Below are 15010 nucleotides of genomic sequence, written 5' to 3'. Positions count from 1 at the left end.
CAGAGGCCTGGGCCGGGCGCGGCAACGATCTTCGAAGATCGTTGGCCCGGTGGCCGAGCGCGCGCCTGCGCCTGCGCGAGGCGTCCCGCCCGGGGCCCGTTGTCCCTGCCCCTGGCGCGGTGCGGGGGGCAAGATTTCCCTTCCCTTCGGGGTCGGAATTGCGCCTACTGCCAGGCGATCCGCAGGGGCTGCACCGGCGCGGCGCGTGACCCGATCCTCGGGCCGGAGCGCTGTGGCGGCGGTCTGCCGCGGAGCCGCCTCGGGACCACAGGAAGGGGAGCGCCATGGCGCAAGACACAGGTTATCTGACCACCCATGTGCTCGACACCGCGCGGGGCGTGCCGGCGGCGGGGATGCATATCGTGCTCTACCGGCTGGACGGGACCATGCGCGAGGTGGTCGCCGCCAAGCACACCAATAGCGACGGGCGCACCGATGGCCCGATCCTGCCCCAAGCTGAGTTCCGCACCGGCGTGTTCGAGCTGCTGTTTCATGCGGGCGACTACCTGCGCGACACCGGGCAGGCGGGGGCGGAGCCGCTGTTTCTCGACGAGATCCCGATCCGCTTCGGGATGAGCGATCCGGGGGCGCATTACCATGTGCCGCTGCTGCTCTCGCCCTTCTCGTTCTCCACCTATCGCGGCAGCTGAGCCCCGGGCCGCGCGAGGACGCCCGCAGGGCGGACGAGCGGCGCGGCGGGTGTCAGGGGCGGACGAGCGGCGCGGCGGGTGTCAGGGGCGGCGGAACCGCCAGCGCGTGTGCTGGTGATAGGGGTGATCGGGGCCGATCTCGATCGGCGGGAAGCCCGCATGGTTCGCCGCGTCGGGCCAGCCCTGCGCCTCGAGCGCGATGGCCGCGAAGCGCGGATAGGGCGTGCCCGCATGGCCCGGATGGGGCGCGGTGGTGAAGGTGCCCAGATCGAAGACCTGCAACCCCGGCTCGGTGGTGGACATCTCCATCTGCACGCCGGAGGTGCCGGTCAGGGTGCAGGCATGGCTCAGGGGCCGCTTGGCATCGGCCAGCACGTAATTCAGGTCGAACCGGTTCTCGGGGCCCGGGTCGAACGCGCGGGGCCTGCGGAAGTCGAACCGGGTGCCCGCCACCGCCATGACCTCGCCCGTGACCATCAGGTCGTCGCCGTTCACCGTCACCCTGTCCGCGGCGATCTGCAGCGTATGGCCCGCGATGCTGTCGGAGCCGTCGAGGTTCCAGTAGCTGTGATTGGCGATGTTCATCAGGGTCGGGGCGTCCGTGGTGCCGATCACCACCAGGTCCAGATCGGCGCCGTTCACCCGGTACTCGGCGCGCAGGGTGCGGTTGCCGGGAAAGCCCGACAGCCCGTCCTGCAGCACCGTCTCCAGCAGGGCATGGGTCGGGCTGCTCTCCAGCAGGTGCCAGACCCGGTATTGCGGCCCGTGGCTGCCGCCATGCTTGGTATGGGCGCCGTCGAGATTGGCCTCGAAGGCGTGGCGCTGGCCCGCGATCGGGGCGGCGGCCCCCTTGATCCGGTTCACAACCGGCCCCATCAGCGCGCCGAAGCTGTTCATCGCCCCGGCATAGGCGGCCAGATCCGCGGTCCCGAGGGTCAGCGGCTGCGCCACCCCGGTCAGGCGCACATCCTGGATCACCGCGCCCCAGGTCAGCAGCGTCACCCGCAACGCGTCGCTGGCGAGGGTGATCGCGTGGACCTGCGTGCCTTGGGCGGTCTTCCCGAACGGGGTGATTTCTGCGGACATGGGGCCTCCGGACGTGGTTCGGATCAGGATGGGCGCGGGCCGCGGGCGGATGCAAGCGCCAAAGGCGCGGTAGTCGGCTCGGGCAGGCGGATATTTCGCCGCGCCCGCCTTCCCGGCTTGCACGGGGGGGCGTGTTTCCGATAGGAAACCGGCACGGATGTCCCCTTGGCGACTCACCTCGGAAAGCGCCCCATGTTGAAGAAAACGCCGCTGCACCCCCTACATCTTGAGTTAGGCGCAAAGATGGTGCCCTTCGCCTGGTGGGAGATGCCCGTGCAGTACCCCACGGGCATCATGGCCGAGCATGCCGCCTGCCGCGAAGGCGCCGCCCTGTTCGATGTCAGCCACATGTGCCAGATGGAGATCACCGGCGACGACCCGGCCGCCGCCCTGGAGCGGCTGGTGCCCGGCGGCATCACCAGCCTCGCCCCCGGGCAGGCGCGTTATACCCAGCTGACCACCGGGGCGGGGGGGATCTATGACGACCTGATCGTGACCCGCGATCCCGGGGGGCTCTATGTGGTGGCCAACGCCTCCATGGCGGACCAGGACGTGGGCCTGCTGCGCGCGGGGCTGCCCGATTGCACCCTTCGGGTCATCGAGGACCACGCCCTGATCGCCGTGCAGGGCCCCGCGGCAGCCGCGCTGGTGGCCGGGCTGGTGCCCGCGGCGGAGGATCTGCGCTTCATGCAGAGCGCGCAGGCGGCGTGGGACGGACAGGATCTGCGCCTGTCGCGGCTGGGCTATACCGGCGAGGACGGGTTCGAGATCTCCCTGCCCGCCACCGCGGCGGAGGCCTTCGCCCGGGCGCTGATCGCCGGGGGGGCCATGCCCGCCGGGCTGGGCGCGCGCGACACCCTGCGGATGGAGGCGGGCCTGCCGCTTTACGGCCAGGATATCGACCAGGGCACCTCGCCGCCCGAGGCGGGGCTGGGGTTCTCGATCCCGAAGCGCCGCCGCGCCGAGGGGGGCTTCCCGGGTGCCGCGCGGATCCTGGGCGAGCTGGCCGACGGTCCCGCCCGCCGGCTGGTCGGCCTGCGCCCCGAGGGGCGCGCGCCCGTGCGTGCGGGCGTCGAGATCACCGCGCCCGACGGCACACCGCTCGGCACCGTGACCAGCGGCGGGTTCGCCCCCACGCTCCAGGCGCCGATCTCCATGGGCTACGTGACCGCCAGCCACGCCGCCCCCGGCACCGAGATCCACGTGATCCTGCGCGGCAAGCCCCAGCCCGCAACGGTCACCCCGCTCCCCTTCGTTCCGCACCGCTATAAACGTTGAAAGGCCCCGCGCGATGCCCACAACATACTACACCGATGACCACGAATGGATCGAGGTCGAGGATGACACGGCCACCATCGGCATCACCAAACACGCCGCCGAGCAACTGGGCGAGGTGGTGTTCATCGAGCTGCAGCCCGAGGGCGAGACCTTCGTCAAGGGCGACGAGATCGGCGTCGTCGAGAGCGTCAAGGCCGCCTCGGACATCTTTGCCCCGGTGACGGGCGAGATTCTGGAGGCCAACGCGGCGCTGGTCGAGACGCCCGCGGAACTCAACGAGGATCCGGAGGGCAATTCCTGGCTCTACAAGATCAAGCTGAGCGATCCGGGTGAGCTGTCCGAGCTGCTGGATGCCGAGGGCTACGCCGCCTTGATCGGGTAAGGCCGCGCCCCTTATCGTTCCGGAAATACGCCCGCCCGAGGCGGTCCCGACCCCGCCTCAGGCCCCCGCCGCTTCGCGCAAGGAGACCACCATGGGTTTTTCGCTGACGGACTACGCGCCCTACGATTTCGCCAATCGCCGCCATATCGGCCCCTCGCCCAAGGAGATGGGACAGATGCTCGCCACGCTCGGCGTGCCGTCCCTGGAGGCGCTGATCAACGAAGCGCTGCCCGAGGGCATCCGGCGGCGTGATCCGCTGGCTTTCGGCCCGGCCCTGAGCGAGCGCGACACCCTGCACCGGATGCGGGAGCTGGCGGACAAGAACACGGTCCTGACCTCGCTGATCGGGCAGGGCTATCACGGCACGCACACGCCGCCGGTGATCCTGCGCAACATCCTGGAAAACCCGGCCTGGTACACGGCCTATACCCCCTACCAGCCCGAGATCAGCCAGGGTCGGCTCGAGGCGCTGCTGAACTTCCAGACGATGATGGCGGACCTGACCGGGCTGCCAATCGCCAATGCCTCGCTGCTGGACGAGGGCACCGCGGCGGCCGAGGCTATGGCCATGGCGCAGCGCGCGTCGAAGTCCAAGGCGCGCGGCTTCTTCGTGGCCGAGGATTGCCACCCCCAGACCATCGACGTGATCCGCACGAGGGCCGAGCCCCTGGGGATCGAGGTGATCGTGGGCGCGGTCGACGCGCTCGACCCAGAGGCGGTCTTTGCCGCGCTCTTCCAGTACCCGGGCAGCTATGGCCATGTGCGCGACTATTCCGACGTGATCGAGGCTTTGCACGGCGCCCGCGCGCTGGCCGTCGTGGCCGCGGACCCGCTGGCGCTGACCTTGCTGAAATCCCCCGGCGAGATGGGGGCCGATATCGCCATCGGCTCGACCCAGCGTTTCGGCGTGCCCATGGGATATGGCGGCCCGCACGCGGCCTACATGACCTGCACCGACGCGCTGAAGCGGTCCATGCCGGGCCGCATCATCGGGGTGTCGGTGGATGCGCGCGGCAACAAGGCCTACCGGCTGTCGCTCCAGACGCGCGAGCAGCATATCCGCCGCGAGAAGGCCAATTCCAACGTCTGTACCGCGCAGGCGCTGCTGGCGGTCATGGCGTCCATGTACGGGGTGTTCCACGGGCCCGACGGGCTCAAGGCCATCGCTCAGACCGTGCACCGGAAAACCGCGCGCATGGCCGACGGGCTGACCGAGCTGGGCTTCAAGGTGGACCCGCAGGACTATTTCGACACGATCACGGTCAAGGTGGGGTCGATGCAGGGCGTGATCCTCGCCGCCGCCCTGCGCGAGGGCGTCAACCTGCGCAAGGTCGGCACGGACCGGATCGGGATCACCCTGGACGAGCTGACCCTGGGCCGCACCATCGAGGCGGTCTGGCGCGCCTTCGGGGCCGAGGGCATGGTCTATGACAAGACCCGGATGGTCTATCACCTGCCCCAGGAGATGCTGCGCGAGAGCAGCTACATGACCCACCCGATCTTCCACATGAACCGCGCCGAGGCGGAGATGACCCGCTACATGCGGCGTCTGGCGGACCGGGACCTGGCGCTGGACCGGGCGATGATCCCGCTGGGGTCGTGCACCATGAAGCTGAACGCGACGGTCGAGATGCTGCCGCTCACCTGGCCGGAGTTTGCCAACCTGCACCCGTTCGCGCCCGCGGACCAGGCGGCGGGCTATCACGAGATGATCGCCGAGCTGTCGCAGATGCTGTGCGATGTGACGGGCTATGACGCGATGTCGATGCAGCCCAATTCCGGCGCGCAGGGGGAATATGCGGGCCTTCTGGCCATTCGCGGCTATCACCGGGCGCGGGGCGAGGGACATCGCAATATCTGCCTCATCCCGACCTCGGCCCATGGCACCAACCCCGCCAGCGCGCAGATGGTCGGCTGGAAGGTCGTCGTGGTGAAATCCGCCGAGAACGGCGATATCGACCTGGAGGATTTCCGCGCCAAGGCCGAGCAGCATTCGGAAAACCTCGCCGGCTGCATGATCACCTATCCCTCGACCCACGGGGTGTTCGAGGAGATCGTGCGCGAGGTCTGCGACATCACCCATGCCCATGGCGGGCAGGTCTATATCGACGGGGCCAACATGAACGCCATGGTGGGGCTGTCGGCCCCGGGCGATCTGGGCGGCGATGTGAGCCACCTGAACCTGCACAAGACCTTCTGCATCCCCCATGGCGGCGGCGGTCCCGGCATGGGGCCGATCGGGGTGAAGGCGCATCTCGCCCCGCATCTGCCGAGCCATGCGACGGCCACGGGCGCGGGGTTCGGCGACGCGGGGGCGGTGGCGTCGGCGGCCTATGGCAGCCCGTCGATCCTGACGATCTCCTACGCCTATTGCCTCTTGATGGGGGGCGCGGGGCTGACCCAGGCGACCAAGGTGGCGATCCTGAACGCCAATTACATGGCCAAGCGGCTGAGCGCGGGCTTCCCGATCCTCTATGCCAACGACAAGGGGCGGGTGGCGCATGAGTGCATTCTCGACACGCGGGTTCTGGACAAGATCGCGGGCGTGACCGTGGAGGACGTGGCCAAGCGGCTGATGGATTGCGGCTTTCACGCGCCGACCATGAGCTGGCCCGTGGCGGGGACGCTGATGGTGGAGCCGACCGAGTCCGAGCCCAAGGCCGAGCTCGACCGGTTCTGTGACGCGATGCTCGCGATCCGCGAGGAGGCGGATGCGATTGCCGCGGGCAGCCTGGATGCGGAGAACAACCCGCTCAAGCGCGCGCCGCACACGGTCGAGGATCTGGTGGGCGACTGGGACCGCCCCTATAGCCGCGAGCAGGCCTGCTACCCGCCGGGCGCGTTCCGGGTCGACAAGTACTGGCCGCCGGTGAACCGGGTGGACAACGCCTATGGCGACCGCAACCTGGTGTGCACCTGCCCGCCGGTCGAAGACTACGCCGAACCGGCGGAATAGGTCGGCCCGGGCGCCTTCAGGGCCGTCTCCGGCGGCTCTTGGCCGCTCTCGCGGTTCTGGGGGCTCCCGCCCGTCGTTGCCGCACACTGCCGGGCGCAGCGCCTCCCGTTGGGCCCGGCCCGCCCCCTGTCGGGGGCGGGTAGTCGCAGCGCCGGTCCGGGTGAGCGCCAGGATGCGCGGGCGCGCTTGCCCGGCGCGACAGGCGCGGCGACGGCACCGGCGAGCGCCCACCGTCTGCTTCATCTTTGTCCAAATACTCCGGGGGCCGTCATTGGCGCGCCATTGGTCCGAGCGACAATGGCGGCGGGGCGGAGCCCCCGCCCCGGCGACGCGCGTCAGCGCGGCGCAATACCTCGTGAAACCCCGGCGACGCGCATAGCGCGGCGCAACCCCTCCCCGGTCCTTGCGGGCTACTCCCGGGCGCGGAGGGTCCGGGCGGGGCGGGTGGCCAGGGGCCGCCAGGCGAAGGCAAGCCCCGCCAGCAGGGTCGCCAGCGCCCCGCCGGTGACGATGGCCAGCGCCGAGACGGGCTCGAACCGGTAGCCCGCCTCCATCACAAAGGTCATCACCCCCCAGCCCGCCAGCCCGCCGGCGAAGATCGCCACCAGCCCCGCCGCCAGCCCCAGCATCGCCGAGCGCAGCGCGAAGCTCGCCAGGATCCGCCCCCGGGTCGCGCCCACGGTCTTGAGCACCGCGGCCTCGAACACCCGCGCCCGCTCGCCCGCCGCCGCAGCCCCGATCAGCACCACGAAGCCGGTGACCAGCGTCGCCGCCGCGCCGTAGCTTGTCGCCGCCGCCAGCCCCGAGAGCGCCTCGGTCACCCGGTCGATGGCGTCGCGCACCCGGATCGCGGTGATGTTCGGCGCGTCCGCCGCCACGTCGCGCAGAAGCTGCGCTTCGGCGGCCTCCTCGGCATAGACGGTGGAGATGAAGGTGTGCGGCGCGCCGCGCAGGGCGGCGGGGTTCATGGTCAGCACAAACCCGATCCCGGCGGTGGAAAAGTCCACGACCCGGAAGCTCGTGATCTCCCCCTCGATATCGCGCCCGAGGATGTTCACGGTCAGCCGGTCGCCGAGTTCCAGTCCCAACTCGCGGGCCTCTTCCTCGGCGAAGCTGATCTGCGGTGGGCCGTCATAATCCTCGGGCCAGAATGCGCCTTCGACGATGCGGGTGTCCGGCCCGGGTGCGGTGGCATAGGTCACGCCCCGGTCGCCGCGCAGCACCCAGTGATCGCCCGCCACCTCGCGGGCAGGTTCGCCGTTGATCCGGGTGATCACCCCGCGCAGCATCGGCGCGCTGTCCACCCGCCGCACGGCCGGGTCGCCCCGGGTGCGGCTGAGGAAATCGCCGATCTGGTCGGGCTGGATGTCCACGAAGAAGTAGCTCGGCGCGTCATTGGGCAGTTCCTCGGCGATCACGTTGCGCAGGTTGCTGTCGATCTGGCCCACGGCGGCCAGCACCGCAAGGCCGAGGCCCAGGGACAGGACCACCGAGGTCGTCTCGCCGCCCGGTCCGCCCACGGCCCCCAGGGCCAGGCGCAGAGCGGTCCGCCCCCGCACCATGCGCGACCGGGCGAGCCGCCGGGCGGCGCGCCGCACCAGCCAGGCCGCCCCCACCAGCAGCAAAAGCGCCCCGGCGATCCCGCCGAGCGAGCCGAGCGCCAGGGTCGGGATGCCCGAGAAGGCCACGGCACTGCCGATCAGGGCCGCGACCGCCAGCCCCAGCGCCACCATGTAGCGGCGGCTGGGCAGGTGGAATTTCGGCGCCGCCGCATCGCGGAAAAGCTCCGCCGCGCGCACCTGTTCGGTCCGGGCGAGCGGCCAGAGCGTGAAGACCAGCGCCGTCAGCACCCCGTAGAGCGCGGCCTCGGCCAGGGGCCCCGGATGCAGCCCGAAGGCCGCGGGCATGGGCAGGTTCGCGGTCAGCAGCGGGGCCGCCACGATCGGGATCGCCGCCCCGAGCACCAGGCCCAGGCCCACGCCGATCGCCGTCAGGATGCCGATCTGCATCAGGTAGGCCGCGAAAATCGTGCCCCCCTCGGCGCCAAGGGTCTTGAGCGTCGCGATCACCTGGGTCTTGCCGTCGAGATAGGCGCGCACCGCCGCCGAGATGCCGACGCCGCCGACGGCGAGCCCCGCCAGCCCGACGAGCACCAGAAACGACCCGATCCGTTCGACGAAGCGTTCGACCCCCGGCGCGGCGTTGCGGCTGTCGCGCCAGCGCATGCCGGTGTCGCGGAAGAGCGCCTCGGCCTCCTCCTCCAGCGCCTGCAGGTCCGCATCCTCGGGCAGCGCGAGGCGGTACTCGGTCTCGTAGAGGGTGCCGGGGCCGATCAGGCCGCTCTCGGCCAGCGCCTCGGTGCGCAGGATGGTGGTGGGGCCAAGGCCGAACCCGCCCCCGGCACTGTCCGGCTCGCGCTCCAGCGCGGCGGTGAGGCGAAACTCCTGCGTGCCCAGCCGGAAGGTGTCGCCGATCTCCAGCCCCATCCGGTCGATCAGAACCCGCTGCATGACCGCGCCGGGGATCTCGCCGCCCAAGGCCTCGGCCAGGGGGATCGCGGGCTCCAGCACCACCGCGCCCTTCAGCGGATAGAGGTCGTCGACCGCCTTGACCTGGGTCAGCCCGCGTTCGGGTCCCTCGGGCCCGTCCACCACGACCATGGAGCGGAACTCCACGATTTCAGAGACTTCGAGCGCGTTCTCTTCCATCCACGCCAGTTCATCCGGCTCGGCGAAGCGGTAGGTGAACTCCATCTGGCCATCGCCGCCAAGGATCACCGCGCCTTCGCGCTCCAGCCCCTGCTGGATCGCCACGCGGACTGAGCCCACGGCGGCAATCGCCGCCACGCCCAGCACCAGGCACAACAGGAAGACCCGGAACCCGCGGACCCCGCCGCGCAATTCCCGCCGGGCGATCCGGCCCGCGACGGCCAGGTTCATTCCGCGGCCTCGCGTGGGGCGGTGGCGCTGTCGCTCTCGATCCGGCCGTCGCGCAGGCGGACCACCCGGTCGCAGCGCGCGGCCAGTTCGCGCGAATGGGTCACGAGAACCAGGGTCGCCCCGTGCCGGTCACGCAACCCGAAGAGAAGGTCCATGATCGCCTCGCCGGTGCTGCCATCGAGGTTGCCCGTGGGCTCGTCGGCCAGGAGCAGCGCCGGGCGCGGGGCGGCGGCGCGGGCGAGCGCCACGCGCTGCTGCTCGCCGCCGGACATCTGCGACGGGTAGTGATGCACCCGGTCGGCAAGCCCCACGGCGACCAGTTCGGCCTCGGCCCGTTCGAACGCGTCTGCCGCGCCGGCCAGTTCCAGCGGGGTGGCGACGTTTTCCAGGGCGGTCATTGTCGGAATGAGGTGGAAGGATTGGAACACCACGCCCATATGATCCCTGCGGAACCGGGCGAGCGCGTCTTCATCGAGCCGGGTCAGGTCATGGCCGAGCGCCAGCACCTGCCCCGAAGACGCACGCTCCAACCCGCCAAGCACCATGAGGAGAGACGACTTGCCAGACCCCGACGGCCCGATCAGCCCCACAGTTTCCCCGGTTTCGACCTTCAGCGAGATATCATGCAGGATATCCACCGGCCCCGCGTTGCCATCCAGGCGCAGGGACACATCGGTCAGGGACAGAACGGGATCGGTCATGGGAAGGGGTCTCCGGTGGGGGATGCGGGCATTGCGGGGCGTTGCGTCTGGATATGGGGCGGATGGCGGCATTCGCAAGGCTGGCGCGGGACTTGCCGCGGCCGCGAGCGCACTGTGGCTGAGCCTTGCGCCCGCCTGGGCCGAGCCGGTGGTGGTCGCGGCCCTGGGCGACAGCCTGACCCAGGGCTACGGGCTGCCGCAGCAGGACGGGTTCGTGCCGCAGCTGCAGGCCTGGCTGGAGGCGCAGGGCGAGGAGGTCACGCTGATCAATGCGGGCGTGTCGGGCGATACCACCGCGGGCGGGCTGAGCCGGGTGGACTGGACGCTGACGCCCGAGGTCGACGCGCTGATCGTGGCGCTGGGGGGCAATGACCTGCTGCGCGGGATCGACCCGGCGGTGAGCCGCGCCAATCTCGACGGGATCCTGAGCCGGGCGGCGGCGCGGGGGTTGCCGGTGCTGCTGGTGGGGCTGGAGGCGCCGGGCAATTACGGCCCCGACTACAAGGCCGCGTTCGACGCGATGTATCCCGAGCTGGCCGCGCAATACGGGGCACTGCACGAAGAGAGTTTCCTGGCCGCCTTGACCGCCGAGGACGACCAGGCCACGGCCTTGCGCAACTACATGCAGAGCGACGGGATCCATCCCAATGCGGCCGGGGTCGCCAAGATCGTCGCAGCGCTCGGCCCCTCGGTGCAGGCCCTGATCGCCCGCGCCGCGCCCTAGGCGCGGAAATCGCGCGCCGATTTCAGCGCTTCGGTCAGGAACCGCTCCAGGGTGCGGGCATCGATGGGCTTGTTGAGCAGCTCGATGTTTTGCGCCGCGCAGCGCGCCCGCAGCTCCGGCGAGCGGTTGGCCGAGATCAGCCGCGTGGGCACCGCCCCATGGCGCGCCTGCACCTGCCGGATCAGGTCGAGCCCGTTCTCCCCGCCGTCGAGCTGGTAGTCGATCAGCATGGCGTCCGGCGCGATCTCGATCTCGTCCAGCAGCTCGACCGCCTCGGAGGCGCCGTGCACGTCCAGAACGCTGATATCCCATTTCTCGAGCAGCAGGGTCATGGCGCGGCGCAGGTCGAGATCGTTCTCCACAAGCAGCACGATCATCCCGCTGCCCTGAAGGCCCGCGCTGCTCATCTTGGTCAGGCCGGTGTTCAGGGTCAGGTGCGGTTGCATCGACCGGGCGACGTTGACGAAGAAGCCCGAGCCCTGGCCCATCACCGACCACAGGCCCAGCGGGTGGCCGAGCCGCGCGCAGGCCCGCTCCACGATGGCGAGGCCCAGCCCCAGCCCCTCGGAGGCGCTGGCCTTGGCATCGAGGCGCTCGAACTCCTGGAAGATGATGTCCTGCTTGGCCTCGGGGATGCCGGGGCCGGTATCCCAGACCTCGATCCGGATGGAATTGCCGTTGCGCCGCGCCCCCACCAGAACCCGCCCCTCGGCGGTGTAGCGGATGGCGTTGGACACCAGGTTGGCCACGATCCGGCGCAGGTAGGATGGGTCGGATTCCAGCACCACCGCACAGGGCATCACCTTGAATTCCAAACCTTTCTGGGCAGCCAGCGGGCTGAATTGTTCGCGGATGGCGTCGAACACCGTGTTCAGCGGCACCGACGACACCTCCAGCGCGGCCATGCCGGCTTCGAGTTTCGAGATGTCGAGCAGGGCGTCGATGATGTTCTCGACACTGAGCAAGGCGCGGTGGGCCTTGTGGGCGATCTCCCGCGTGGCCTCGGTCGTCTCCGGCCCGTCCAGCGCCGAGACATAGAGCTTGGCCGCCGAGAGCGGTTGCAGCAGGTCGTGGCTGGCGGCGGCCACGAAGCGCGATTTGGAGGCATTGGCCCGCTCCGCCGAGGATAGCGCATCCTCCAGCTCCAGCGTGCGCTCCATCACCCGCTGTTCCAGCAACTCGTTGACCTGGAACAGGGTGCGGGTGGCTTCGCGTTCGGCGGTCACGTCGGTGAAGCTGATCACGAAGCCCTTGTCGGGCATCTCCTGGGCGAAGACGTCGAGGATCATGCCATCCCGGCGCTTGACCTCGAAGCTGATCGGCTTGCGATTGGTCTTGCGCATCACCCAGCGCCAGAGGTTCGCACGGTTTTCCTCGGACTCGAAGCTCAGCTCGGCCTCGAAACGCTCCAGCAGGGACTGGAACTGCGTGCCCAGGCGGAACCGGTTCAGCGGCAGCGCCAGCAGGGTGCCGACGCGCTTGTTCCAGCGGTCGCGCACCATGCGGACGTTGAAGATCACGTGATTGTCCTGGTGCCGTTTCAGGCGTCGCGCGGCCCAGTCCGCGGAGCCGACCCCCTCGGGCAGGGCGAGGTACTTGCTGCGGCTGACCAGCTCCACGTAGCGCGCGAAGCTCAGCCCCGGCGTCAGCTCGGTCTGCAGATCGAGCATGTGCATTCCGAACCGGCTGTTGCACATCACCAGCTCGTCGCGCGCGTTGAAGAGCGCGAAGCCCTCCTGGATCGTCTCGATCGCACTGGACAGGTCCGCCCGCGCGCTCTCGGCGGCGCGATTGGCCTCGGCCAGCCGCGCGTTGGATTCGTTCAGAAGGTCGAGCGCATGTTCCAGGTCGGCGGTGCGCTGGCGGACCTGGTCCTCCAGCAGGGCGGCGCGTTCGAACTGGCGATAGGCGACACCGGTGCGGTCGGTATCCTGTTCGACCCGGCGCATGAGCACGCCGGTGATCTGGCGCAGCTTGGCGTTCTGCTGCTCCAGCGTATCATTCGGGTCGATCAGCCAGTCGGTCATGCAGGCTCCCGGCCTCACCATCTTCCGGCGGCGGTGGATAGATCGCCACCCCGGTCATGGTATGATTCACGTGCATTGCGTTCAGTTGTTCACCATAGGTTGAAAAGCCGACAACGCAATGCTCGGCCAGCGTGTTCGACATGCGGCCCAGAAGCTGCTTCTGACCGGCCTCCAGCCGCCGCAGGATGCAGTCGCAGGCGATGATGGCGGCCGGTTTGACCTCGGCCGACAGGGCCTGGAATTCCCGTTCGAGATGCTCGACCAGGTGGTCGGGCTCGGCCAGGGTCAGCACCAGCCCCTCGTCGATGGCGGAAAAGAACACCAGGTCGCCCTGTTCGGTCACCTGCTGGATCGCGCGCACATGGTGGGTGCCGCCGATGGTGACCACCACCGGGTGGGCGGCGAAGGTGAAGGGGCCGAGCTGCTCGGGATCCTTGCCCAGGATACGGGCGTATTCCCGGGCGGCGGGCGCGGCATTGAGCGTGCGCACGATGCGGCGGCTCGGGTCGGCCCCGGTCACCACCATCCGCCGGTCCGTGGGCCGCAGGTGGTCGAGGCTGAAGACCCGCACCGGGCAGCGGGTGCGCACGAAGGTGACGATCGCCGCGTCCTGGTAGGCGATGCCGTTGAGCGCGACGAAGGTTTCCTCGAACCGCGCGCCGTCCCCGGCGGACCCGCCGAAGAGCGGCACGGGACCGAGCCCCGTGGCCAGCCCGAAGGCCAGCTCATCCTCCTTCAGCGACAGCCCGTCGATCATCAGGAAGGCGAACTCGTTCTGCCAGTCGGGTGCAAGCCGCATCAGCGATTGCCGCCGCCGGATCGTGCGCCCGATCAATTCCTGGGAGTCGATCTCTTCGAGCGTGTCGATCAGCATGGTCTCGATGGCGAAATGCCGCGATGGCAGGCCGACCGCGACGATCTCGTCCTCGGTGTACCCCTGGGCCGAAATCTCGCCCGCGGTGGTGCAGGCCAGCACGGGGGTCTCGCCGAACCGCGCGCTGGCGGCCCGGATCACCTCGCCGAAATCGGTGGAGGGGCTGACGAACAGGATGACGAGGGCGAGAGGCTCGGCGCCGAGGGCCGCGCAGAGCGTGTCCACCGGATCCGGGTCCGTGCAGAGCACGCTGGCCTGCACGACGGGCTGCGCCGCGGTCTCCGGCGAGCTGAGCATCTGTGGTCCCCTCCCATGGGCCGTCTTCGGTGCGGCCCTCGTCGTCGCCCCGTATCAGGCCAACGTATTGTCGCTCGCCACAAAATTGGCGAAATTCGCCTCCTGTGCAATCAAAACCGCCTGCGTCCGGCTCTGGACCCCCAGCTTGCGCATGATCGCGGTGACATGGGCCTTCACGGTCGTCTCGGCGATGGACAGGTCATAGGCGATCTGCTTGTTCAGCTTGCCGGCGCAGATCAGCTGCAGGATGCGGGCCTGCTGCTTGGTCAGCAGGCCGAGCCGTGCGAGCGCTTCCTCGGCGTTGTTCTGGGGGCTGTCGGCATCGGTGTTGGGCACGTAGTTCTCGGGGGTGAAGACCGTGCCGTTCTGGATCGCGTCGAAGGCTTCGCGGAAGACTTCGCGCTTGGAGTGCTTGGGCACGAAGCCCGAGGCGCCCACGCGCAGGGTCGAGGTGATCATCCGGTTGTCGGCCATGGACGAGACGACCACCACCGGGGTGGAGGGGACAGCGGTCTTGAGCCGGATCAACCCGTCGAGCCCGTTCACGTCCGGCAGGTTCAGGTCGAGCACGATCACATCCGGTGTGGCGCCATCCAGTTGGGACAGAGCGGATTCCATCGTGTCCGCAGTCGCGATCTCGTCGATGTCGGAGACCGTTCGCAAGGTCATGGAGAGCGCATCGAGAAAGAGGGGATGATCGTCCACGATCATCGCGCTTCGGAATGCGACTGGCGAGGTCATGTGCCCGTGTGTCTCCCTGCGGTATGTGCCGCGCCCCCGCGTCTGGTGCGCGTTCTCGAGTGGGTCGAGCATAGGTGAAAAACCTGTGCTGGAAACCAAGCCATTGGTCTCATGGACCGGGTTTCGATGCAATCCGGCGGGGCCTGGCGCGGGCACGCGTTTTCGAAAACGCGTAAGCGGGCGCGCGCCCGCTTGGCCCCCTCCCCGGGCCGGGCGCAGATGCCGACGCGGGGCGGGTCAAGCGGTTTCGAAACCGCTTGGTCCGCGGTGCTGCCCGCCTGCGCCCGGGCTCCGGTCGAACGCAAAACGCGCGCCCGGATGGGGCGCGCGTCGCGTGAGTTGCAGTGGCAGGTTG

Annotated in this window: 11 protein-coding genes; 5 read left to right on the top strand and 6 right to left on the bottom strand. The window is 69.6% G+C overall.

Annotated features, from left to right (window positions below):
* Positions 1 to 284: 284 nt before the first annotated feature.
* Positions 285 to 650 carry a hydroxyisourate hydrolase gene (gene uraH / locus DSHI_RS13620; RefSeq protein WP_012179345.1) on the top strand — a complete coding sequence of 122 codons (366 nt, stop codon included), beginning with the start codon at positions 285 to 287 and terminating at the stop codon, positions 648 to 650.
* A gap of 81 nt (positions 651 to 731) precedes the next feature.
* Here the strand turns inward: uraH and DSHI_RS13615 are convergent, their stop codons facing one another.
* Positions 732 to 1736 carry an aldose epimerase family protein gene (locus DSHI_RS13615; protein WP_012179344.1) on the bottom strand — a complete coding sequence of 335 codons (1005 nt, stop codon included), beginning with the start codon at positions 1734 to 1736 and terminating at the stop codon, positions 732 to 734.
* Between the two features lie 192 nt (positions 1737 to 1928).
* Between DSHI_RS13615 and gcvT the strand changes: the two genes are divergently transcribed.
* From gcvT to gcvP, 3 genes are all read left to right on the top strand, one after another.
* Complete coding sequence (gene gcvT / locus DSHI_RS13610) at positions 1929 to 3014, top strand: glycine cleavage system aminomethyltransferase GcvT (protein ID WP_012179343.1); 1086 nt, start codon at positions 1929 to 1931, stop codon at positions 3012 to 3014.
* A gap of 13 nt (positions 3015 to 3027) precedes the next feature.
* Entirely contained in the window at positions 3028 to 3396 is a 369-nt protein-coding gene (gene gcvH / locus DSHI_RS13605; protein ID WP_012179342.1) for a glycine cleavage system protein GcvH, read from the top strand.
* 91 nt (positions 3397 to 3487) lie between these two features.
* The gene (gcvP, locus tag DSHI_RS13600) at positions 3488 to 6352 is read left to right on the top strand and encodes an aminomethyl-transferring glycine dehydrogenase (RefSeq protein WP_012179341.1); all 2865 of its coding nucleotides are present in this window, start codon (positions 3488 to 3490) and stop codon (positions 6350 to 6352) included.
* Positions 6353 to 6762: 410 nt separating this feature from the next.
* Here the strand turns inward: gcvP and DSHI_RS13595 are convergent, their stop codons facing one another.
* Both DSHI_RS13595 and DSHI_RS13590 read right to left on the bottom strand, forming a co-directional pair.
* On the bottom strand, positions 6763 to 9291 hold the full coding sequence (locus tag DSHI_RS13595) for an ABC transporter permease (protein WP_012179340.1): 2529 nt from the start codon (positions 9289 to 9291) through the stop codon (positions 6763 to 6765).
* Positions 9288 to 9992, bottom strand: coding sequence for an ABC transporter ATP-binding protein (locus tag DSHI_RS13590; protein WP_012179339.1), 705 nt, complete (start codon positions 9990 to 9992; stop codon positions 9288 to 9290). Before DSHI_RS13590 ends, DSHI_RS13595 begins: the two co-directional genes overlap by 4 nt.
* Between DSHI_RS13590 and DSHI_RS13585 the strand changes: the two genes are divergently transcribed.
* Positions 9991 to 10716, top strand: a complete 726-nt coding sequence (locus DSHI_RS13585) for an arylesterase (protein WP_245533012.1) — start codon at positions 9991 to 9993, stop codon at positions 10714 to 10716. The genes DSHI_RS13590 and DSHI_RS13585 overlap by 2 nt on opposite strands.
* Here DSHI_RS13585 and DSHI_RS13580 read toward each other — a convergent pair.
* From DSHI_RS13580 to DSHI_RS13570, 3 genes are read right to left on the bottom strand one after another with little or no spacing between them, the layout of a single operon-like run.
* Entirely contained in the window at positions 10713 to 12743 is a 2031-nt protein-coding gene (locus DSHI_RS13580) for a hybrid sensor histidine kinase/response regulator (protein WP_012179337.1), read from the bottom strand. The two genes, DSHI_RS13585 and DSHI_RS13580, sit on opposite strands and share 4 nt — an antisense overlap.
* Positions 12715 to 13914 (bottom strand): FIST N-terminal domain-containing protein, encoded by a 1200-nt coding sequence (locus tag DSHI_RS13575; protein ID WP_012179336.1) that lies wholly within the window; start codon positions 13912 to 13914, stop codon positions 12715 to 12717. The genes DSHI_RS13580 and DSHI_RS13575 overlap by 29 nt, the downstream gene beginning before the upstream one ends.
* 54 nt (positions 13915 to 13968) lie before the next feature.
* Positions 13969 to 14655, bottom strand: coding sequence for a response regulator transcription factor (locus DSHI_RS13570; protein WP_012179335.1), 687 nt, complete (start codon positions 14653 to 14655; stop codon positions 13969 to 13971).
* Between the last annotated feature and the right edge of the window lie 355 nt (positions 14656 to 15010).

Origin of the sequence: Dinoroseobacter shibae DFL 12 = DSM 16493, assembly GCF_000018145.1 — a bacterium.
In the GTDB taxonomy this organism is placed as follows: domain Bacteria; phylum Pseudomonadota; class Alphaproteobacteria; order Rhodobacterales; family Rhodobacteraceae; genus Dinoroseobacter; species Dinoroseobacter shibae.
The sequence above is the reverse complement of the archived record's forward strand: the minus strand, read 5'-3'. Positions and strand labels throughout refer to the sequence as shown.